16 protein-coding genes and 1 pseudogene are annotated in these 21,898 nt (G+C 71.6%); 9 read left to right on the plus strand and 8 right to left on the minus strand.

Translation table 11 applies throughout. From position 1 onward, the window contains the following. Window positions 1-45 precede the first annotated feature (45 nt). Genes Ani05nite_RS02995 through Ani05nite_RS03005 form a run of 3 tightly spaced genes read right to left on the minus strand, consistent with a single transcriptional unit; the run spans window position 46 to window position 3,304 of the window. Window positions 46-1,302 (minus strand): MFS transporter, encoded by a 1,257-nt coding sequence (locus Ani05nite_RS02995; RefSeq protein ID WP_203764288.1) that lies wholly within the window; start codon window positions 1,300-1,302, stop codon window positions 46-48. Further along, window positions 1,299-2,243 carry a phosphotransferase family protein gene (locus tag Ani05nite_RS03000; protein WP_203764291.1) on the minus strand — a complete coding sequence of 315 codons (945 nt, stop codon included), beginning with the start codon at window positions 2,241-2,243 and terminating at the stop codon, window positions 1,299-1,301. Before Ani05nite_RS03000 ends, Ani05nite_RS02995 begins: the two co-directional genes overlap by 4 nt. Next, window positions 2,240-3,304, minus strand: a complete 1,065-nt coding sequence (locus tag Ani05nite_RS03005) for an LD-carboxypeptidase (RefSeq protein ID WP_203764296.1) — start codon at window positions 3,302-3,304, stop codon at window positions 2,240-2,242. Before Ani05nite_RS03005 ends, Ani05nite_RS03000 begins: the two co-directional genes overlap by 4 nt. A 238-nt stretch (window positions 3,305-3,542) precedes the next feature. Here Ani05nite_RS03005 and Ani05nite_RS03010 point away from each other — a divergent pair, with 238 nt between their 5' ends. Continuing rightward, a complete protein-coding gene (locus tag Ani05nite_RS03010; protein WP_203764307.1) occupies window positions 3,543-4,262 on the plus strand; it encodes an SDR family oxidoreductase in 720 nt (239 codons plus the stop codon). Here the strand turns inward: Ani05nite_RS03010 and Ani05nite_RS03015 are convergent. Then, a complete protein-coding gene (locus Ani05nite_RS03015; RefSeq protein WP_203764310.1) occupies window positions 4,259-4,996 on the minus strand; it encodes a response regulator transcription factor in 738 nt (245 codons plus the stop codon). The two genes, Ani05nite_RS03010 and Ani05nite_RS03015, sit on opposite strands and share 4 nt — an antisense overlap. A 197-nt stretch (window positions 4,997-5,193) precedes the next feature. On the opposite strand from Ani05nite_RS03015, the gene Ani05nite_RS03020 reads away from it, so the two are divergent. The 5 genes and pseudogenes from Ani05nite_RS03020 to Ani05nite_RS40800 all read left to right on the plus strand — a co-directional run. Further along, on the plus strand, window positions 5,194-5,859 hold the full coding sequence (locus tag Ani05nite_RS03020; RefSeq protein WP_203764313.1) for a hypothetical protein: 666 nt from the start codon (window positions 5,194-5,196) through the stop codon (window positions 5,857-5,859). After that, the gene (locus Ani05nite_RS03025; RefSeq protein ID WP_203764327.1) at window positions 5,859-7,154 is read left to right on the plus strand and encodes a tetratricopeptide repeat protein; all 1,296 of its coding nucleotides are present in this window, start codon (window positions 5,859-5,861) and stop codon (window positions 7,152-7,154) included. The genes Ani05nite_RS03020 and Ani05nite_RS03025 overlap by 1 nt, the downstream gene beginning before the upstream one ends. A 275-nt stretch (window positions 7,155-7,429) precedes the next feature. Next, window positions 7,430-8,869 carry an endo-1,4-beta-xylanase gene (locus tag Ani05nite_RS03030; protein WP_203764329.1) on the plus strand — a complete coding sequence of 480 codons (1,440 nt, stop codon included), beginning with the start codon at window positions 7,430-7,432 and terminating at the stop codon, window positions 8,867-8,869. A gap of 41 nt (window positions 8,870-8,910) precedes the next feature. Next, window positions 8,911-11,319 (plus strand): ricin-type beta-trefoil lectin domain protein, encoded by a 2,409-nt coding sequence (locus tag Ani05nite_RS03035; RefSeq protein ID WP_203764331.1) that lies wholly within the window; start codon window positions 8,911-8,913, stop codon window positions 11,317-11,319. After that, window positions 11,316-11,780: pseudogene (locus tag Ani05nite_RS40800) on the plus strand (IS110 family transposase); the annotation flags it as partial. The gene Ani05nite_RS03035 and the pseudogene Ani05nite_RS40800, both read left to right, overlap by 4 nt. 462 nt (window positions 11,781-12,242) lie before the next feature. Here Ani05nite_RS40800 and Ani05nite_RS03045 read toward each other — a convergent pair. Both Ani05nite_RS03045 and Ani05nite_RS03050 read right to left on the minus strand, forming a co-directional pair. Beyond that, on the minus strand, window positions 12,243-13,571 hold the full coding sequence (locus tag Ani05nite_RS03045; protein WP_377880037.1) for a ricin-type beta-trefoil lectin domain protein: 1,329 nt from the start codon (window positions 13,569-13,571) through the stop codon (window positions 12,243-12,245). A 30-nt stretch (window positions 13,572-13,601) separates the two neighbouring features. Next, the gene (locus Ani05nite_RS03050; RefSeq protein WP_203764333.1) at window positions 13,602-15,077 is read right to left on the minus strand and encodes an arabinofuranosidase catalytic domain-containing protein; all 1,476 of its coding nucleotides are present in this window, start codon (window positions 15,075-15,077) and stop codon (window positions 13,602-13,604) included. Window positions 15,078-15,333: 256 nt separating this feature from the next. On the opposite strand from Ani05nite_RS03050, the gene Ani05nite_RS03055 reads away from it, so the two are divergent. Next, complete coding sequence (locus Ani05nite_RS03055; RefSeq protein ID WP_377880036.1) at window positions 15,334-17,703, plus strand: ricin-type beta-trefoil lectin domain protein; 2,370 nt, start codon at window positions 15,334-15,336, stop codon at window positions 17,701-17,703. 23 nt (window positions 17,704-17,726) lie between these two features. On the opposite strand, the gene Ani05nite_RS03060 is transcribed toward Ani05nite_RS03055, so the two are convergent. Both Ani05nite_RS03060 and Ani05nite_RS03065 read right to left on the minus strand, forming a co-directional pair. After that, window positions 17,727-18,482, minus strand: coding sequence for an SDR family oxidoreductase (locus Ani05nite_RS03060; protein ID WP_203764337.1), 756 nt, complete (start codon window positions 18,480-18,482; stop codon window positions 17,727-17,729). Beyond that, window positions 18,479-19,507 (minus strand): zinc-dependent alcohol dehydrogenase, encoded by a 1,029-nt coding sequence (locus tag Ani05nite_RS03065; protein ID WP_239129163.1) that lies wholly within the window; start codon window positions 19,505-19,507, stop codon window positions 18,479-18,481. The genes Ani05nite_RS03060 and Ani05nite_RS03065 overlap by 4 nt, the downstream gene beginning before the upstream one ends. Before the next feature lie 94 nt (window positions 19,508-19,601). Between Ani05nite_RS03065 and Ani05nite_RS03070 the strand changes: the two genes are divergently transcribed. Together Ani05nite_RS03070 and Ani05nite_RS03075 are read left to right on the plus strand one after the other, a co-directional pair. After that, window positions 19,602-20,966 carry an ABC transporter substrate-binding protein gene (locus Ani05nite_RS03070; RefSeq protein WP_203764349.1) on the plus strand — a complete coding sequence of 455 codons (1,365 nt, stop codon included), beginning with the start codon at window positions 19,602-19,604 and terminating at the stop codon, window positions 20,964-20,966. Further along, window positions 20,963-21,895, plus strand: a complete 933-nt coding sequence (locus Ani05nite_RS03075) for a carbohydrate ABC transporter permease (RefSeq protein WP_203764351.1) — start codon at window positions 20,963-20,965, stop codon at window positions 21,893-21,895. The genes Ani05nite_RS03070 and Ani05nite_RS03075 overlap by 4 nt, the downstream gene beginning before the upstream one ends. The last annotated feature ends 3 nt before the right edge of the window (window positions 21,896-21,898 follow it).

A 21,898-nucleotide genomic window follows, 5' to 3' on the forward strand; every position in this document is an offset into this window, starting at 1 on the left:
ACGGCCCCGGCGCGGTGATCGCGCCGGGGCCGTGTCGTCGCCAGGTCAACCGAGCTCGGCGGTCAAGGGGACGGTGGTCTGCGGCTCGCGGCCACCCACGGCGAGCCACCAGCAGGCGAAGCCGGTCAGCAGGAAGAGCCCGGCCAGCACCAGCCAGCCGATCGCCCCGGCGCCGACCACCAGCGTCGTGACCAGGGCCGGACCGAGGAACTGGGCGATGCCCCGCCCCAGCCCGAAGACGGCCTGGTACTCGCCCTGCCGGCCGGGTGGGGGCAGCTCGAAGGCCAGGCCCCACCCCCCGCCGGCCTGCCAGATCTCGCCCACCGAGAGGATCACCGTGCCGGCGACCAGAGCGGTCGTCCCCGCCGCGGTGCCCAGCCCGCTGCTGATCGCGCAGACGACACAGCCGGCGGCGAGGACGAGCCCGGCCCGGCGCTCCAGCGCGGCGGCCCCGGCCACCGACCCGGCGCCGCGGGTCAGCCGGACCTGCAGCAACACGACGATCACCGTGTTGACGACGATGAAGAGGGACACCAGGCTGGCCGGCGCCGCGTGGCGGCTGATGATCCACAGGGGGAGCCCCAGGGTGAGCACCGTCGAATGCAGCTCCAGCACCCCGTTGGCCATCGTGAGCAGGACGAAGCGGGTGTCCCGCAGGGCGTGGCCGAGCGGCGCCCCGCCGCTCCGGGGTCCGTTGTGGTCCTGCGGCACCGTCGAGGGCCGCAGGCGCCACACGGCGACACCGCAAGCCGCCTGCGCCAGGGCGTTGGTCAAACACACCGCCCAGAACGTGGCATGGCTCGGTGCGGCGAGGACCACCGCCGCCAGTCCGGCGCCCAGGAGGAAGCCGATGTTGAAGCCGCTGCGCATCTGGGCCCGCGTCCTGACGGCCTCGGCCGCCGGCAGCAGCGAGTGCAGGGTCGCCGACCGCAGCGGACTGGCCGAGATCTCCGCCATGGCGATGAGGCTCGCGAGCACCACGAAGGACGGGAAGCCGCCGGCGAGCGGGTAGAGCGCGAACAGCAGGGCCAGCACCAGATGGTTCACCGCCAGCAGCCGGCGGGCGCCGTGCCGGTCGGCCAGGCGGCCGATCGGCACGGTCACCAGGAAACCGGCCAGCCCGGCCAGGGACAGGCCGAGCCCGAGCTGCCCGGGCTCGAGCCCGACGACCCGGACGAAGAAGACGGCGCTGGAGGTCAGGAACAGGCCGCTGCCGCCGGACTGGACCACGGTCACCAGCACCATGCGCCGGCCCGGACCGGCCGCGGGCACCAGGTCCAGCGACCGCAGCGCGGCCCTCATCGCCAGCCCGTCCGGCGCGCGAGCCAGCTCAGGGTGAGTTCGCCGTTGCGGGCCTGGAACCGTCGCAGGTACGGCGAGCGCGGCAGCTGGGGCTTGCGGCTCTCCCGCGCCCACAGGCCGGCAAGGGCGCACAGGAACGCGTCGATCGCCGCGGCGGGCACGTCGCGGGTGACCGGGTGGGAGCGCACGATGGCCTCGCCGTCGAGGCCGTCCACCGAGCCCAGCAGCACCAGCAGGTCGACCCAGGCGGCGCCGACGCAGGCGCAGGCCCAGTCCACGGTGAGCACCTCGCCGGTGGTGGTCAGCAGCATGTTGTCCGGCCGGAGGTCGAAGTGCAGCAGGGTGTCGCCCGCCGTCGCGCTCACCCAGTGGCTCTCCAGCTCCACCAGGCGGTCGAGGTTGCGCCGGGCCCACGGGTCGAGGTCGGCGGGTGGGCCGTCGGTGGCGTACTGACGCCACACGTCCACCAGCGGGCGCAGCTCCGCCTCGCAGGTGGGCGCCTCCGGCAGGGGGTTCGGGGTCAGCACCTCGGCGAGCCGCTCGAAGGCGGCCAGCACCGCGGCCAGCTCGCCCGGCTCGGACAGGTCCGGATTGCGTCCCTCGACGTCGGCGAACACGAGCACCACCCAGCCCTCCTGCTCCAGGCTGAACTGCAGCCGGGAGGCCGGTACGGCGGCCGGCAGGCGAGCCGCGCACCAGGCCTCGGCCCGGTAGGCGGCGGCGAGCCCGTCGTCGGCGGGCATCGCCTTGGCGAACACGCGTCCGCCGTCACCGAGCGTCAGCCGCGCCGCCAGCCCGTGGGTGAACCCGCCGGTCTGGTCGACGGCGGCCACGGTGGGCGCGCCGAGGCGGGACTCGAGGGTGGCGAGCAGACCCGGCGGCAGCGCCGTCGTCCAGCTGGGGCGTACCGCGGTCGCCTCGGGCACGGTGGTCTCCGTCATTCCTTCGTTCCTTCCGAGAGAGGGTGAACCGCCGCCCGGGTGCGCGCCCCGCGGCGAGGGAAGACGATCCGGTCGGCGGCCACCTCGACCTCCTCGCCGTACGGGACGATCCACGACGGACAGGTGTGGCCGAGGTCGGTGTTGACGACGATCGGGTAGCCGACGTCGGGCAGGAACCGGTCGACGAGCCCGCCGACGATCCCGGCCCACTGCGGCAGGGGCATGAGCGGGTGGGCGCCGATCAGCATGCCGGCGAGGCCGGTGAGGTCGACGCGCTCGCACAGCGCCTCGAAGAGCGGCCCCACGGGCATCCCGTGGTAGGAGATGTCCCAGAACAGCACCGCCCCGTGGAGATCCAGGCCGAAGTCCGTCACCAGGTCGGGCAGGACGGAGACCTCGCCGCCCCAGAGCGGTCCGCGGGCGGTGCCCGGGCGCAGCCAGGTCCACCCGCCGGCGATGTTCCGGCCGCGGGGCTCGCGTTCCCGCTCGGGGACGTACCAGTCGATCAGCGCTCCGGTCCGGTCGGACATCGCCTCGCAGACCAGCGGCTCGTCGCTGGCCAGCGCCTGCGCGAGGTAGCGGAGCGTCTCCGGGTACGCCCCGCCCGCCTCGCCGATGTGCACCATGTGGGAGATGCCGTACAGCGAACTGATCCCGGCGCGGCGGGCGAGGAACGCGTTGAGATACACGTTGTCGCAGTAGCCGACGAACGGCTTGGGGGTGGCGGCGATCGCGTCGGCGTCGAGGAACTCGATCAGCTCCTGGCTGCCCTGCCCGGCGTCGGAGGCGAACACCACGTCGACCGACGGGTCGGCGAACGCGGCCATGAAGTCCGCCGCCCGCTGCTCGGGTGTTCCGGCGGTCATCCCGTCGGGGGACACCTGGAACGCGTTCGCGCCGTAGCTGACGGTGTAGCCGTGGTCGCGGAGCACCTGCTCCGCCCGGCGGGCTCGCTCGGGGATGTACGAGATGGTGGGCATCGCCGGGCTGACCAGCCTGATGTGTGCGCCCGGCCGCACCGGCGCCACCGGGCGGACGGGGCTGGATACGGTGAACTCCATCGGTCTCCAGTCGTAATGGGGTGGGTCGGCCGCTCATCGCGCGCGAACGGCACGTGTCACGCCGGCCATGCTCCCGGCGCGCCCGGGCGCGGGCCAGGAACCGCGGAGAGGCCGAAAGTGCGCCCCGGCTGAGCCGCACCAACGGGTACTTGTTCCGGCCACCGCCGGGCCGGTAGGCATGGCGGTGCGGTCGGTCACGCCGGCGCAACCACGACCCGGGACCGGAGGCACGACTGCCATGGACGTCGACACGACGGGCACCGACGACGCGCCCGTGGCGCTGGTGACGGGGGCCAACCGCGGCACCGGCCTGGCGATCGCGGCGGAACTGCACCGGCGCGGCTACCGGGTCGGTGCGCTGCACCGGACGCTCACGGGAACCAGCTGGCTGCACGAGTTCCCGTGCGACCTCACGGCGCCCGATTCGATCGACCAGGCGGTGGCGGCCGCCCTGGACCGCTTCGGCCGTCTCGACGCCTGCGTGGCCAACGCGGCCGTCCGCCGGCTCGCGCCGGTGAGCCGGCTGGAACCGGCGGACTGGGACGAGTCCGTGGCGGTCAACCTCACGGCGGTCTTCCGGCTGGTCCGGGCGACGCTGCCGGCGATACGCGCGAGCGGTGGCAGCTACGTGGTGATCGGCAGCCACGCCGGCACCCACTACTTCGAGGGCGGGGCCGCGTACAGCGCCACCAAGGCAGCGCTCAAGGCGCTGGTCGAGACGTTGTTGCTGGAGGAGCGGCCGAACGGGGTGCGCAGCACGCTGCTCAACCCCGGCGCGATCGCCAACCGGTACGGCCAGGGCACCCCCCTGAAGATGGCCACCGAGTCGGTCGCGCACTGGGTCGGCGCCCTGATCCAGGACCAGCCCGCGGACGTGGCGGTCGGGGAGATCGAACTGCGTCCGGCGCGGCTCGCCGACCCGCTCCGGGCGGGAATCGCCCGGCTGCAGCACGTCTAGGACCGCTGCGGTGTCACCGCCAGCAGCGCGACCTCCGTACGGTTCGAGCAGTCGAACTTGATCAGCAGGTTCGACACGTGCCGCTTGACGGCATGGCTCGAGATGCCCAGGCTGCGGGCGATCTGCTGATTGCTGCGGCCGCGCGCGACCAGCGCCATGACGGTCTGCTCGCGGGCGGTGAGCCGGCCGGCCAGGTGGCTGCCGGCCGGCTCCGCCGGGGTGGCCGCCGGACCGCCCTGCTCGTGCTGGCGGAGCAGGGCACAGCGGATCGCCGCCGGCATGGAGCCGGCGATCGCCCGGCGCAGCACCTCGTGCGCGAACACCAGGTCGCCGCCGTCGGAGGAGCGCAGCAGGCCGGCGTCGAACGCCTCCTGCCAGGCCGGCAGGAGGACGGCGGCCGGCCGCTCGACCATCTCCGCGATCCGGTCCAGATCGAGGGACGGCCCCAGCACCGCCGCGACGCACAGCAGCTGGCGGCAGCCGGGTTCGCGGGCGGCGAGGATCTCGCGGGCCAGGTCCACCACGCGCTCCGGCAGGCGATCGGGGTCGTCGCCGTGCAGCACGGCCAGCCCGTCGTCGACGCGGACCCGGCCCTCCTCCACCAGGCCGTCGACCAGGGCCCGGGTCCACCGCTGATCGCCGCCCGCCCCGGCGATCACCTCCAGCAGGCCGGTGGCGGGCGGCGCACCGAAGGCCGTGGCGCAGAGCCGAAGAACCGCATCGAGATCGCTCATCGAGGCCCGATCCTTTCCGACGTACCGGCGGCTCCTGTGCCGCCTGGGCAGTGCCGGACATCGTCGACCAGCCCGTTCAGAGTTCGTTTAGATTTCGTGCAGAGCCGGTTCATCGGCTGTGCGGAGCGCGCCGCCACCCGCGGGGCGCACGGACCGCGTGTCCGTGTGTCCCGGCCGGGCTCCCAGATACTGACGCCGTGCTGATGAGCGACGGGACGCTCCGCGTCGAGTACTTCTGCTACATCTCTCGGGCGAAGATCGATCAGCTCTACGAGCAGGTCGATCCCGAGGCGGCCCACGAGATCACCGAGACGCGGAGCCGCGAGTCGGCGGTCAAGGGCGAGGCGGTCGCCGACTGGGGCATCCCGCACGTGCTCAAGCTGTTCAAGACCGGCGCCAGCTACGGCCGCACCGGGCGGATCCAGCGTGAAGCCAAGATCAAGCGTACGTACCTGGGGAAGCTGGAACGGGTGCTCGTCGCGATCGCGGAGGCCGAGCCGATCCCGGACGCGGGCCGCATCGGGCACCCCAGTGCCCGCGGTTCCCGCTTCTTCCACCACGAGGGTGAGCTGGGCCTCGAGCGCCCGCTCGCCGACCGGTCCGACACCGTGGTCACCCTGGCCGGCGACCTGACCGGACGGCCGCTGCTGCTCGACTGCTCGCTGCGCAACTTCAGCGAGGCCGTCGGACCGGACGGCCAGCCGCACGTGAACTCGGCCAACCACCGGTTCTTCACCGAGTCGATGCGGTTCACGATGACGACGGTGTTCCTGCTCCTGGAGGCGACCGCCGACCGGGTCGTCGGCACACCCCTGTTCCTGAAGCTCTCGCTGCCCGGCGCCGACACCCTCACCGCGCTCTGATGGCCGCCCCGCTGGACATCGTCAACGACGACCCGGACGAGTACCCCGGCCGGCTGGTGGTGGTCGACGGGGTCGAGTACGTGATCGGAGAGCTGGTCGGCGAGGGCGGTGAGCGCTTCGTGCACGCGCTGACCAGCCGCCGCACCGGCCTGCAACTGCATCTGATCAACATCCTGAAGGATCAGGTGCACGGCGCCGAGGCCGCCGCGCGGACCGCGCGCAGCCTCGGCGAGCTGCGGGACCGGGGCGTGCCGGTGGTGAACGAGGCGCGGATCGTGCGCGGGCACGGCGGCGTGTTCGAGGTCCAGGAGGCGATGGCGCCCGGCCGCGGGCGCGCCGACGACGAGGCCCAGGAGGCGGAGCAGGCGCTGCGGGCTGGTGACCTGGACCGGTGCGCGGCTGCCTGCGAGCGGGTCATCCGCCGGCGTGACGATCACTCGTACGTCTGGCATCTGCTCGCCCAGGCCCGGCTGGGCCAGAACCGGGCGAGCGAAGCGCTGGACGCCGCCCAGCGGGCGATCGACATCGAGCCCAACTCGCGGATCTTCCGCTGGAGCATGCTGCAGGCGCTCGCCGCACTGGGCGTCCTGCACGCGTTCATGGACCTGTTCGAGGACCTACGGCGCAAGTGGCCGACGGACAACCGCCTCAATCCGCTCGCGTTCGACGTGCTGCTGGCCCTGGGACGCCCGGCCGACGCGATGGCTCTGCCGCTGATGCAGCGCGACACGGCCCTGCGCGCCCGCGCCGAGCCGGCCGTCCGGAATTGGCGCCGTGCCCAGGAGCACCTGGCCCGGGCCGGCAAGGCGTTCTTCACCGGGACGCCGGACGCGGCCACGGCCGATCTGCGGGAGGCGTACGCGAGCTATCCGGATGATCCTCAGGTCGCCGGGAACTGGGCGCTGGCGCGGCTGCGTGAGGGTGACTGGGCGGGCTGCATCGAGACGCTGATGCCGGCCGTCGCCCGGATGCCGCCGATGATGTGGGACCAGTGCCTGGCCACCATCGCGTTCGCGACCGCCGAAGGCCGCGACGACCAACGCGCCGCGGGTCTGCTCGTCAGCGTGGTCGAGCAGCTCGAACAGCACGGCCCGCTGGTCTTCGCCGACCTGCCGCTGTGGGCGGAATGGTTCGCCGGTGACCGTGTCGTCGGGGAGCGCTCCGGCCGCGCCGCCCGCGCCGTCGCCGGTCTGATCGACCGGCTCGCCGGCCCGACGGAGGCGCCCGCGGAACTGCATCGCCTGCTCGCCGCCTATCGAGCGGGGCCGCCGGAGTTCCGGGACGACCACAGCTGACGTCGCCGGCGGTGCTGCCGTCCGCCCGGGCCGTCAGGAAATGGCGGACGCGCATTCCGCCAAGAATGGCACGCAAAAACCGTTACGACGGGCCCACTCGCGGCGCGGGTCGACGACGGTCCCGCTGCTCTTGAGCGCGGGGAAACACTCTGGCAACATTGGCCTCCTTGAATGTCCGGCGTCTGCGCCCCCCTTTGAATTCGGTCGCCCGGCATCCGTCTTCACCGAGATGTGAACGTTCACTATCGGTTGGTAGCTCAGGGAGAAGCGTGCTCATGACCACCATTTCCACTCGCTCGCGACGCCGTACCGGCGGTCCCGGCCGGCTGCTGCTGGGCGGTGTCTGCGCCGTCGCGATCGCCGTGTCCTCGGTCGCCGTGGCCACCTCGGCCCGGGCCGACCTCCCCGGCCCGCCCGGCGCCACCTTGAAGGCGGCCGCGGAGCGCAGCGGCCGGTACTTCGGCGCCGCCATGGGCGGCGACCGCCTCAACGACGCCGGCTTCCTCGCGATCGCCAACCGCGAGTTCGACATGATGACGGCCGTCAACGAGATGAAGCCCGACGCGACCGAGCCCAACCGGGGCCAGTTCGACTTCCGGGCCGGTGACGCCATCTACACCTGGGCCACCCAGCACGGCATGAGGGTCCGCGGCCACACGCTGGCCTGGCACGCGCAGCAACCCCGCTTCTGGGCCGGCCTCAGCGGCAGCGCCCTGCGGACCGCGATGATCGACCACATCAACGGCGTCATGACCCACTACCGGGGCAAGCTCGCCTACTGGGACGTGGTCAACGAAGCCTTCGCCGAGAACGGCAGCCGGCGCTCGTCGAACCTGCAGTCCACCGGCAACGACTGGATCGAGGTGGCGTTCCGGGCCGCGCGGGCCGCCGACCCCGGCGTGAAGCTCTGCTACAACGACTACAACATCGAGAACTGGACGTACGCCAAGACGCAGGGCGTCTATGCCATGATCCGCGACTTCAAGGCGCGCGGCGTACCGGTGGACTGCGTCGGCCTGCAGACCCACTTCACCGGGGGCAGCTCGCTGCCGGGCACCTTCCAGCAGACGCTGTCGAGCTTCGCCGCGCTCGGCGTGGACGTGGCGTTGACCGAGGCCGACGTGACCAACGCGGCGGCCGGCCAGTACCAGGGTCTGACCCAGGCGTGCATGAACGTTCCCCGCTGCGTCGGCATCACGACGTGGGGGATCCGGGACAGCGACTCCTGGCGGGGCAACGAGAGCCCGCTGCTGTTCGACCGCAACAGCAACCCCAAGCCCGCGTATACCTCGGTCCTCAACGCCCTCAACGCCGCCTCCACCACGGTCCCCGGGACGAGCACCCCGCCGAGCACCCCGACCAGCACGCCCCCGAGCACGCCACCGAGCACCCCGCCCGTCACCGGGCAGCCGGGCGCCTGCACCGCGACGTTCCGCTCGGCCGGCCACTGGGACGGCGGCTACCAGGGTGAGGTGACGGTGGCCAACAACGGCTCGGCCGTCCTCAACGGCTGGACCGTCCAGCTGACCCTGGCCGGCGGGCAGACCCTGGCCAACGTCTGGAACGGCGTCAACACCGGCACCAGCGGCACGGTCAGCGTGCGCAACGCCGCGTACAACGGCTCCGTCGGCGCCAACGCCTCGACCAGCTTCGGCTTCCTGGTCAACGGCAGCAGCGACGCGGCGCCGGGAGCCCTCTCGTGCACCAGCCCCTGACCGGCGACCCCACGCCCACGGCAGAAGGGAACGATATTCTGATGACCACACGTGAGGACGACCGGTCGAACGGTCGGCGACGGCGCGGTTGGGCGGCGGTCGCGAGCCTGCTGCTCGCCCTGGCCGGCGCGCTGATCGCGTACCCCGCGCCGGCGCAGGCCGCCACGGCGATCACCATCAACGGCTCGTCGGGCGGGCGGACGTTCGACGGCGTCGGCGCCATCAGCGGCGGCGGCGGCAACAGCCGCCTGCTGTACGACTACCCCGAACCGCAACGCAGCGACATCCTCGACTACCTGTTCAAGCCGGGCTACGGCGCGGCGATGCAGATCATGAAGGTGGAGATCGGGGGAGACACCAACTCGACCTCCGGCGCGGAACCCAGCCACGAGCACACCCGGGGCGCCGTGAACTGCGACCGCGGGTACGAGTGGTGGATGATGGCCCAGGCCAAGGCCCGCAACCCGAACATCAAGCTCGTCGGGTTGTCGTGGGGCGCGCCGGGGTGGATCGGCAACGGCAACTTCTGGTCCAACGACTCGATCGACTACCTGATCGCGTGGCTGGGCTGCGCCACCTCCCACGGCCTGACCATCGACTACCTCGGCGGCTGGAACGAACGCGGCCGCGACCTGACCTGGTACAAGAACCTGCGCTCGGCGCTGAACGCCCGTGGGTACGCGGGCGTGAAGATCGTGGCCTCGGACGACTTCGGCTGGGGCTCGGCGGACGACGCGCTGCGCGACCCGGCGTTCGGCGCGGCCATCTCGGTGGTCGGCAGCCACTACGTCTGCGGGTACCGCAGCGCCCAGACCTCCTGCCCGAGCTCGGCCAACGCGGTGAACTCCGGCAAGACGCTGTGGGCCAGCGAGAACGGCTCCGACGACTACAACGCCGGGGCGCCGGCCCTGGCCCGCGGCATCAACCGCGACTACATCGACGGGAAGATGACCGCGTACCTCAACTGGCCGGTCCTCGCCGCGATCACCCCGAACATCCCCTGGGCCACCACGGGGGTGGCCGTGGCCCCGCAGCCGTGGTCGGGCTACTACGCGATCGGCATGAGCGCGTGGGTCATGGCCCACACGACCCAGTTCACCGCGCCCGGATGGCGGTATCTGGACGGCGCCTCCGGCTACCTCGGCGGTAACCGCAACAACGGCAGCTACGTCTCGCTGAGGTCGCCCACCACCGGCGACTACAGCACCGTCATCGAGACGATGGACGCCGGCTCGGCCCAGGACCTCCAGTTCAGCGTCACCGGCGGACTGTCGACCGGGACCGTGCGCGTGTGGTCGACCAACGTCCGGTCGAGCAACCCGGCCGACCGTTTCGTCCGGCGCGCCGACATCACCCCGTCGAACGGCTCGTACACGCTGACCGTCCAGCCCGGCTACGTCTACAGCATCACGACCACCACCGGGGCGGGCAAGGGCACGGCGACCAGCCCCGCGCAGGGCGGGCTCGCGCTGCCGTACGCCGACGGCTTCGACAGCTACCAGACCGGCCGGCCGGCGAAGTACCTGTCGGACCACCAGGGCTCGTTCGAGGTGGTCCCGTGCGGCGGTGGCCGTACCGGTCAGTGCGTCCGCCAGATGTCGGAACAGGCGCCCATCTTCTGGACGTCGGGCCACGCCGAGGCGTTCACGCTGCTGGGCGACGTCAACTGGCGCAACTACACGGTCTCCACCGACGTCATGCTGGAGAAGAGCGGCTACGCCCAGCTCGTCGGGCGCGCCGGCAACTACAACCACGACGGCCCGCAGAACCTCAACGCCTACTACCTGCGGGTGGCCGACAACGGCTCGTGGTCGATCCGCAGCAACACCACCGCCGGCAACCAGCGCACGCTGGCCAGCGGAACCACGGCGGCGCTGGGCACCGGCCGCTGGCACAAGCTGGCCCTGACGCTGAACGGCAGCACGCTGACCGCCGCCGTCGACGGCGTCACCGTGGGCAGCGTCTCGGACTCGGCGTGGGTCGCCGGCCAGATCGGCTACGCCACCGGACAGGGCGTGACGGCCCAGTTCGACAACCTGTCGGTCACCCCGCTCGGCGGCAGCACGACGCCCACCGGGGAGATCCGCGGCGCGGGCTCCAACCGCTGCCTGGACGTCAACGCCCAGAGCCAGTCCGACGGGGCGACCGTACAGATCTGGGACTGCAACGGCGGCGCCAACCAGCGCTGGACGGCAACCTCGTCCAACCAGCTGACCGTGTACGGCACCAAGTGCCTCGACGCCGCGAGCGCCTCCGCCGGCGCCCAGGTGCGGATCTGGTCGTGCACCGGCGGGGCCAACCAGCAGTGGCGGATCAACGCCGACGGCACCATCACCGGCGTGCAGTCCGGGCTGTGCCTGGACGTGACCGGCGCGGGAACGGCCAACGGCACGACCGTCGGCCTGTGGACCTGCAACGGCGGGAGCAATCAGCGCTGGATCAGAGCCTGACCGACGCCGGGACCTCGACGGGATGCTTCACCCGTCGAGGTCCCGGCTCGAACGTCACCTTGCTCCCCAGCCATGACTACTTGCACTTCGCCGACTTCGTGTCCGTCGATGCGAACCGCCACGCCGCCGGCAAGGTCCTCGTCGTGGTCGACCAGCCCGCCTCGACCGGTGCACTGCCCGGCGCGGTCGTCCGGGCCTGCGGCCAGCAGGTCGCCTACCTGCCCGGCCTGGCGATGCGCTGGATCGCCGATCTGCATCCCGGTGCCGCGAAGACCGACGCCCGTGACGCCTGAGTGATCGCCGACGCGGCCCGGACCATGCCGCACACGCTGCGCCGCGTGGATGTCGGCGACGAAGCCCTCGCCGAACTTGAGGTGCTGGTCGGCTTCGATGACGATCTGGCCGGCGAGGCCACCCGGTTGACCAACCGCATCCGCGGCCTGCTCACGCAGGTGCATCCGCGGCGAACACCCGACCCGGGGGAGGCAACAAGCAGCTCAAACGCACGTTCTTCCGCGCCGTATTTGCCGCTCCGGCCGATTCGTTCAGCCGCGCCTACGACCGCAGGAGAGCCCAAGGCAAACGCCACAATGCCGCCCTCATCTGCCTCGCCCCCTACCACGCCCGGCCTGTCGCAGCCCTATCACCACCGGCATGATGACTCTGGACCTTGACGACTTCACCACTGCAGTGGCCGTTCGAGGCGCGCAGTGGCAAGCAGCAGGAGTCCAGTGGCAGTTGCACCCCCCGCTGCCTTTTGATCGTCCTGCCTGTCGCGGTCGCCCGCGCCTGCGGGCAGGAGGCCACCCGGCTCAGTGACCGGATCGGCGGCCTGCTCACTCAGATCCAACCGGCCGGGCTGCGCACCGCCGGGCGCCGCAATCTGCGGCGGCGGGACGGATCCGTCCCGCCGCCGCAGGCCACTACGCGCGGGTCCAGCGCTGGTTGGCGCCGCCATGGCAGCCCCACACGACCACGGCGGTGCCGTTCGCGGTGCCGGCGCCGGTGACGTCCAGGCACAGCCCGGTCTGCGCGCTGCTGACCGTGCCGTTGCCGTTGATGGTCCACTGCTGGTTGGCGCCCCCGTTGCAGTCCCAGATCTGCACCCGGGCGCCGGCCGCGGCGTTCGGCGCCACGTCCAGGCACTTGCCCAGCACCCGCAGCTCCCGGCCGTTCTGGCTGAGCTGCTGGTTGGCGGTGCTCTGGCAGTCCCAGATCTGCGTCGGCGTGCCGTTGGCCGAGCTGCCGCCGCTGACGTCGAGGCACCGGCCGGCCGATTCGCTGCGCAGCCGGAAGCCGGTCGGTTGCGGGTCCGGGTCCGGGGTCTGCGACTGGGTGAAGAAGTTCCACACCACCGCCCTGGTCCAGGACCGTTCGCCGGGTTCGAAGTCGCCGGCCGAGCCGTCCACGGGGCCGGGGGTGTGACCCGCGTCGAACGCGGCCCAGGCCACCGGATATCCGGCGCGGCAGCCGGCGTACGTGGTGACGATGTGCGTGAGGCTGCCCTGCGCGGGTTCGGGCGGGTTCTGCGGGGTGCAGCCGTTGTTCCGGACGAACCGGTCCCGCAGGGAGCGGCCCTGGGAGATGGGCAGAACCGGGTCCCGCAGGCCGTGCAGACCGATGTACGCGACGGGCTGGGTGCCGCCGTTGCACCCGCTGAGCTGCCCGCCGGAGTAGACGGCGACCGCCTTGAACACCGTGGGACGGGCGCACGCCAGCGCGTAGCTCATGCCGCCGCCGTAGCTGAAGCCGCCGGCGAAGCGCTGCGTCGTGTCGACGCACACGCCGGCCTCGATCTGCCGGATCATGTCGTCGACGAAGACCAGGTCCTCGCCGCCGGAGTTGGCCCAGCCGTTGTTGAGGCCCTGCGGGGCGACGAAGATCGTGCTGTTGTTCGACAGGGCCCTGAGTCCGTAGTACGACCACGGGTAGCCGCTGGTCCCGCCCGAGTCGACGTCATTGGCGGTGCCGCCGTTCCAGTGGAACCCGAAGATCAGGCGGTACGGGTGGTTGCTGTCGTAGTTGTCGGGGATCCGGAGGATGAAGCTCCGGGTCCTGCCGCTGGTCTGGATCGTGCGTGGGCCGCTGGTCAGCGTCGGCGCCTTGCCGCATCCGCTGCTCGCCGCCAGCGCGGCTACGTCCGCCTGCGCGGGCGCCGGCCCGATGCCGGTGACGCCGGCCGCGGTGCAGACCAGGGTCGCGGTGGTGGCCAGCAGGGCCCGCCACCGGCGCCGATGGGTGCCTTGTCGCACGGGTGCTCCTTTCCTCGTGGGGTGGGCGGTTCAGCGGTATCCGGCGGCGATGACGTTGGCCTGGACCGCGTTCTCGGTCGCGTCGGACGGGTAGCCGGTGACCATGGCTCCCTCGTAGAAGGTGCCGGCGCTGAGGTTGGCGCCGCCCCCGGGCTTGCAGCAGTCGCCGCCGCTGCCGAGGATGATCGCGCCCTGCTTCTTCATCGGGCTGTATCCGGGCGGCAGGGCCCCGTCCCAGAGGGTGGAGAGGCTGCCGGACTGCGCGTTGCTGCCCTTGATGGCGAACCGGGACGTGCCGTTGTTCTTCAGCGTCGCCGTGACGAACTTGCTGGTGAAGGCCCGCTGGTTCGGGTTCCAGGACTGGCTGCCGCCGGGGTAGAGGCCCCACTCGAGGTCCGCCTGAACCCAGGGGCCGGTGCCGGCGCAGCCGCCGAACCAGCACTGGGTGCCGAAGTTGATGGCGTCCATGGCCCCGGCGGCGTCGGCCGCCCGCGTGGTCTCGCTGTTGCCGTAGTCGAAGCAGCAGCCGTTGTTGACGTGGGTGCCGCTGAGCACCGCGTACATGCCTTCGGGGGCGCTGCCGGTGGGCACCCCGGTCAGGTGGCCGTCGCGCCAGTAGCTGTTGCCGGGGTTGATGAACAGCGAGTACGCCTTGGCGCCGCCGACCGTCAGCGACTCGGAGGTCGCGGTGGCCGGGCGGCTCTGGGTCGAGCCGGGCACGACGCTCGAACCCTGGTACCAGAGGTCGTTGCCGCGGCCGGACTGGTCGTAGACGACAGTGATGACGCAGCTCGTCCCGCTGCAGAACGCGTCCTGGGCGGTGGCGTCGGCCGTGCCTCCCGTGCCGCGCAGGCCGATGTTCCGCGTCGTGTTGTCCGATGAGCGCCGGACCTGGTAGAGGTTGCCGCTGTACGAGCCGTAGAGCGCGCGCGCCGTGCTGTGGGCGGCGACGCAGGGCGTGCCACCGGAGGCGTAGATGTCGCACGGGCCGGCGCCGGTCGGTGGCGGCGGGGTCGTGGGCGAGTCCCACTGCTGGTTGGGCTGGCCGTGGCAGTCCCACAGGATGATGGTGGTGCCGTTGGCCGTGCCCTGCCCGTTGGCGTCCAGGCAGCGGCCGGAGGGCACGCCGCTGATGGCGCCGCTCGCGGTGACGGTCCACTGCTGGTTGGCTTGGCCGTTGCAGTCCCAGATGATGACCGGGGTGGCGTTGGCGGTGCCCTGTCCGGAGGCGTCCAGGCACTTGTTGCCGTAGACCGTGAGCTGCTTCGAAGCGGTGTACGTCCAGGTCTGGCCGGCGGTGCCGGCGCAGTCGCGCAATTGTGCCTGCGTGCCGTTGCCGGATCCGGTCACGCTCAGGCAGCGCCCGGACTGGGCGCCCACGATCGGGGCGCTCTGTCCGGGCTGGATGGTCGCGGCGGCCGCGGTGCCGGCGACGAGGGCGAAGGCGAGGGTGACGCCCGCCGCGAACAGTGGTCCGAGGCGTCGGCGCCGTCTGGAAACGACCATGAAGGGCCTCCCGTGGTATGGGTTCGCCAGCATGGAGACACAAATCGGCGAATGTCAATACGACTTCTTCGGACCCTATTTCATTACACATTTCGCGCCGGGATCCTCCGACTCGGGCCTGCTTTTACACATTGACAACGGTCGCTTGACACCGCCGAAACGCCGCCTTACCGTCGGCGGAGCAAACGTCATACGTCATACGCAGCGCCGCTGGTGCCGTTCGCGCCGCGATGATCACCGACCCGAGGAGATGCCCGTGTCGTCCACGCTGCGCAGGAAGGTGCTGGCCGGCTTCGCCGCGGCCGGTGTGGCCGCCGCGGTGGTGACCGTGGCCTGGGCGACCCCCGCCCTGGCCGCGCCCACCACTCTCTACGCCTCGCCCGCCGGCTCCGGCACCGCGTGTTCCAGCACCCAGCCGTGCTCGCTGACCGGCGCGCAGGCCGCCGTGCGGTCGCTGAACGACGCGATGGCCGACGACATCGTGGTGCAGCTGGCCGACGGCGTGTACCGCCTGTCGGCGCCGCTGCGGCTGACCGCCGAGGACTCCGGCACCAACGGCCACACCGTGATCTGGCAGGCGGCGCCGTCGGCCCGGCCGGCGATCAGCGGAGCGCGGGCGGTCACCGGTTGGACCCTCGCCGACGCCGGCCGCAACATCTGGCAGGCCAATGTGGGTGCCGGGACCGACAGCCGGCAGCTTTACGTCAATGGGGCCATCGCCACCCGGGCGCGCACCCAGGTGAACCGGTCGGACTTCACCGCCACCAGCACCGGGCTGCGGTTCAGCAACGGCGCGCTGGGCTACCTCAACAACCTGGCCAACCAGAACCGGATCCAGCTGGAGAGCGTCGGCTCGTTCACCGACCGGTACGTGTCGGTGCAGAGCATCAGCGGCAACCTCCTGACCATGCAGCAGCCCGGCTGGAACAACAACACCTTCGGCTACGACACCTTCACCACCCCGCACCGCGCCGGCCCGCTGTACCTCACCAACGCGTACGAGTTCCTGGACTCGCCGGGCGAGTGGTATCTCAACTCCGGGACCGGCACGCTCTACTACGCCCCGCCGGCCGGTCAGAGCATGACCAACCTCAGCGTGGAGCTGCCGACCTTGCAGTCGCTGGTGGACATCGGCGGCACCTACGACGCCCCGGCCCACCACGTCACGTTCACCGGGATCACCTTCACCGGCACCAGCTGGCTCGGCCCCAGCAGCAACCAGGGCTACGCCGACCAGCAGACCGGCGCGTACCTGTCCGGCACCTGGAACTGGCCGGCGCTGAGCGCCTGCCAGGAGGGGTGCACCCAGTTCGAGGCCGCCCGGCCGCACTGGAGCCAGATGCCGGCCGCCGTGCAGGTCTCCGCGGCCAACACCATCACGTTCAGCGGCTCACAGTTCGTCAACCTCGGTCAGCTGGCCATCGGCATCGGCAACGACGCCAACGCCCACGCCAGCGGGGTCGGCCTGGGCGCCAGCAACATCACCGTCACCGGTTCGGAGATCGCCCGCAGCTCGGCCGGCGGCATCGTCGTGGGCGGTGTCCGCGCCGACGCCCACCACCCGAGCGACCAGCGGATGGTCAACCGCGACATCACGATCAGCAACAACCGCATCCACGACCTCGGGGTGGAGTACCGCGGCAACGTGTCGGCCCTGACGACCTACGTCACCAACGCCACGCTGTCGCACAACGAGGTCTACAACCTGCCGTACTCCGGCATGTCGATCGGCTTCGGCTGGGGCGCCAACGAGCCGGGCGGCAGCAACCAGTACGCCAACCGGGGCCTGTACAACTACCAGCCGCGCTACACCACGGCCACGACCGCCTCGAACAACCGGCTCACCGGCAACTACATCCACGACGTGATGCAGCAGATGACCGACGGCGGATGCATCTACACCCTGTCCTGGAACCCGGGCGCGCGCATCGACGGCAACCACTGCCAGCGGATCAACGGCTGGTTCGGGCTGTACTTCGACGAGGGCTCCAAGTACTTCACCGCCACCGGCAACGTCTTCAACAACGTCGGCACCTGGGCCACCGCCAACTACTGGGGTGGCGAGAACATGGGCAACTTCACCGTCACCGGCAACTGGACGAGCAGCAGCAGCACCAACATCACCAACGGCGACCGCGGCAACGTGGTGAACAACAACGTCACGGTCACCAACGGCAGCTGGCCGGCGGGCGCGCAGGCCGTGATGGCCGCCGCCGGACCGCAGGGCGGCAGCAGCCCGCAGGGCACCAGAATCGTCGGGGTGCAGTCCGGTCGGTGCATCGAGGTGCCGGGCGCCAGCACCGCCAACGGCGCCCAGACCCAGCTGGGCGACTGCACCGGGGCCAGCCACCAGATCTGGACCTACACCGCGTCCAAGCAGCTCATGGTCTACGGCACCAAGTGCCTGGACGCCAGCGGCCAGGGCACCAGCAACGGCACCGCCGTCATCATCTGGGACTGCAACGGCCAGCCCAACCAGCAGTGGAACCTCAACGCCGGCGGCACCATCACCGGCGTGCCCTCCGGGCTGTGCCTGGACGCCACCGGCGCCGGCACCGCCAGCGGCACCAAGATCGCCCTCTGGTCCTGCCACGGCGGCGCCAACCAGCAGTGGACCCGGCCCTGACCGCCCGGCCGGCCGGGCTCCGGTCATCGGCCCAGCCAGCCCCCGTCCACCGGGAGGATCGTGCCGGAGACGTAGTCGGAGGCCGCCGAGCTGAGGAAGACCGCCGCGCCCGCGAGGTCGGCGCTGTCGCCCCAGCGCCCGGCCGGGATCCGCTCCAGGATCGACCGGGAGCGGTCGGCGTCCGCGCGCAACGCCGCGGTGTTGTCGGTGGCGATGTAGCCCGGCGCGATGGCGTTGACGGTGACGCCCCGGCCGGCCCACTCGTTGGCCAGCGCCCGGGTGAGTCCGGCGATCCCCGACTTGGCCGCGGTGTAGCCGGGCACGTTGATGCCGCCCTGGAAGCTCAGCAGGCTGGCGGTGAAGACGATCTTGCCGCTGCCGCGGGCCAGCATGGGCGCGGCGACCAGTTGGGTGAGGGCGAACTGGCTCGACAGGTCGACCTCGATGACCCGGTCCCACCAGGACAGCGGGTGCCGGGCCGCGGGGGCCCGTTCGATCGTGCCGGCGTTGTTGATGAGGATGTCCGGCGCCCGTGCGGCCAGCTCGGTGCCCAGCGCGATCACGGCGTCGCGGTCGGCGAAGTCGACGGCGCGGGCCTCGAAGGCGCGGCCGAGGCCGCGGACCGTCCCGGCGACCTCGTCGCCGGCGTCCATCCGGGCGCTGACCCCGATGATGTCCGCACCCGCGGCGGCCAGGGCCTCGGCCATCGCGCGGCCGATGCCGCGGCGGGCGCCGGTGACCACGGCGAGCCGTCCGGTCAGGTCGAACAGCCCGCTCATGCCCCGGCCGTCCCGGCGACATGAACGAGGATCTTCATCGCCCGGCCGGCCGACAGGTCCTCGACGGCGGCGGCCGTCTCCTCCAGCGGCACGACGCCGGAGATCAGCGCCGCGGCCGGGACGACGCCCCGGCGCAGCAGCTCGATCGCCCGCTCGAAGTCGGATCGCTGGTATACCCGCGCGCCCAGCAGGCGCAGCTCGCGCCAGAAGACGCGCTGCAGGTCGATCTCGCGAGCGGCGGTGTGGATGGCCACGACGACGATCGTGCCCCGGACCCGGGCCAGCGCGGTGGTGGCGCGCGCCGCCGCGGCGGCGCCCGACACCTCGAACACGACATCGGCGCCGACGCCACCGGTCCAGCGCTCGACCTCGGCGGTGAGGTCGGCGCCGGCCGGGTCCAGCACCTCGAAGCCGAGCGCCGAGACGCGGCCGCGGCGGGACGCGTCGATCTCGGCGACCAGCACGCGCGCCCCGGCCTCGCGCGCCACGCAGGCGATGAGCACGCCGATCGGGCCGCCGCCGAGGACGACGACCCGATCGCCGACCTGCAGCTCCGAGCGGCGGACGTCGTGCACGGCCACGGCGGCGGGCTCGACCAGCGCCGCGGTACGCAGGTCCAGGTCCGCGGGCAGCGGCACCGCGATCGACGCCGGCACGTTCCAGCGCTGTTGCAGCGCGCCGGGGGAGTCGATGCCCACGAAGACCAGGTTCCGGCAGATGTGCTGGTGACCGGCCAGGCAGGCGGCACAGGTGCCGTCCCAGAGCAGCGGCATCACGGTCAGCGGATCACCCACGGCCCAGCCCGTCACGCCGGCGCCGACCGCGGCCACGGTTCCCGAGGCCTCGTGGCCGAACACCAGCGGCGTCCGCACCCGGGCGTCCAGGTCGCCGTGCACGAGGTGCAGGTCGGTGCCGCAGAGACCGCAGTAGGCGACGGCGATCTGGAGCTCCCCGGGGCCCGGCGGAGCCAGGTCCACGGGCGCCGTGCGCAGCCGGCCCGGTCCCTCGTACGTCGTGCCGACCATCGACGATCCTCCCTTGCAAACATCATACGTATGCCCTTATATTTCGGGCCGATGAACGCGGCGTCAATACGGAAGATCAGAAAAGGACATCGATATGGTCCGTTCCAGGCGTGCCCGCTCCATCCGTTCCCTCCTGACCGCCCTCGGCGGCGTCGCGATCCTCACCCTCGCCCTGGCCGGCTGCGGCGACGACGACAGCGGTTCCACCGCCGGCTCCTACGGATTTCCTCAGGTCACCCAGGACGACAAGGCCCCCATCACGGTCTGGGTGGACGCCGACCGCACCAAGGCCGCCGACGCCTTCGCCAAGGCCCACCCGGAGGTGCCGGTCCGGGTCGTGACCTATGACGGATCGGCCAACGGCTCCAACTCCTTCCGTACCAAGATCCAGCTTTTCGACCGCACCCAGAGCGGCTGGCCCGACGTCGTGTTCTCGACGCAGAACAACGACGCGGCCTGGGCCAGCCAGCCCGGCCAGGGCAAGCAGGCGTTCGCCGCCGTGCTGAACGGGGGACTCGTCGCCCAGGACGTCCTCGACAAGTTCACCCCGGGCGCGCTGAACCCGTGCACCGTCGACGGCAAGGTCCACTGCCTGCGCAACGACCTCGCCCAGGTCGTGCTCTGGTACAACAAGGCGCTGTTCGACCAGTTCGGATACCAGGTCCCGGCCACCTGGCAGGAATACCAGGCGCTCGGTGAGAAGGTGGCCCGGGAGCACCCCGGCCACATCGTCGGCACCGTGGGCGACGCCTGGACCCCGGAGGTCTTCTTCTGGGGCAGCAAGTGCCAGGCGAACGAGATCACCGGGCCCAAGTCCGTCACGGTGAACACCACGACCCCGCAGTGCCGGCGCGCGGCCGCGATGCTCGACACGCTGATCAGCAACGGCACCACGCCGAACGTCAGCGTCTTCACGCCCGAGTTCGTCAAGAAGTACTCCGGCAAGGTCCTCATGATGCCCGGACCGGCCTGGTACGCCGGCGCCATCTTCAACAACCCGCAGTCCCTCAAAGTCCCGGCCGGTCAGCTCGGGATCGCCCCGCCGCCGGCCTGGCAGGGCGAGGACGCGGTGACCGGCAACGTCGGCGGCGGCACCTGGTTCGTCAGCAGCCACTCGAAGAACCTCAAGGCCGCCGAGGCCTTCGCCGAGTTCGTCACCACGGCCGACGACTACCAGGTGGAGGTCGCTCCCGGCTATCCCGCGTACGCGCCCGCGGCCGAGAAGTGGGTGAAGAAGCAGGAGTCGAGCGGCTACTACGCCACCGACCTGAAGGCCATCGTCACCGCCGGCACGTCGATCTGGCCCGGCTGGGGCTCGGGCATCTTCAGCCAGGAGGCCGTCTGGGCCAAGACGATGACGCCGGCCATCGCCGGTGGCAAGAGCATCGTCACGTTGCTGCCGGAATGGCAGACCGCGATCAAGAACCAGGCGCAGGTCAACGGATACACGGTCAAATGACGGTCGTCGACCGCACCGCCCGGGCGGCGGCCGTGGCGACGGGGCGGGCGGCCGGCCGGCCGCCCGCCGCCCGGGACAACCTGATGAGCTACGGACTCATCTCCGGCTACGCCGTGCTCACTCTGGCCTTCGGCCTGCTGCCGGCCCTGTACGCCGTGTACCTCGCGTTCACCGACGCCACGGGCGGCTTCGCCGGGCTGGCCAACTTCTCCAAGGTGGTCGGCGACTTCCGGTTCTGGCCGGCGGTCTCGCACGTGGCGCTGTACCTGGTCATCTGGCTGGTCGCCCTGGTGGCGCTGGTGACCGTGCTGGCCATCGTCGTCCACGCGATCAGGGTCCGGTGGCTCAGCCGGACCCTGCGGCTGGTCTTCTACCTGCCGGGGGCGCTGGCCGGCGCCTCGAGCGTGCTGCTGTGGCTGTTCGTCCTCGACCCGACGGCCAGCCCGGTCGGCGGCCTGCTGCGGCTGCTCGGCTTCGAGAGCTTCGTCCAGGTCATCGTGCCGGGCAACCTGCCGGTGATCTTCGCGATCATCGCCTTCTGGACCGGCGCGGGCGGCTGGATCGTCATCATGTACGGCGCCCTGAACAACATCAGCGCCGAGGTCATCGAGGCGGCCCGGGTGGACGGGGCGAACGCCGTCCAGATCGCCTGGCGCATCCAGCTGCCGATGCTGCGCAAGTGGATCTCGTACATGGCGATCATGTCGCTCGCCGCCGGCACCCAGCTCTTCGTCGAGCCGCAGCTGCTCTCGCAGGCCAGCAACGCCGTGGTGCCCAACGACTACTCGCTCAACCAGCTCGCCTACCAGTACGCGTTCCAGCAGAACGACTTCAACGCGGCGGCGGCGATCTCCCTGCTGCTGCTCGTCGTCGCCCTCGCGCTGTCGGCCGTCTTCGTGACGCGCGGCGGCCTGTTCGAGCGGGAGTGAACC

The sequence above is a fragment of the Actinoplanes nipponensis genome, from assembly GCF_016862275.1.
Lineage (GTDB): Bacteria > Actinomycetota > Actinomycetes > Mycobacteriales > Micromonosporaceae > Actinoplanes > Actinoplanes nipponensis.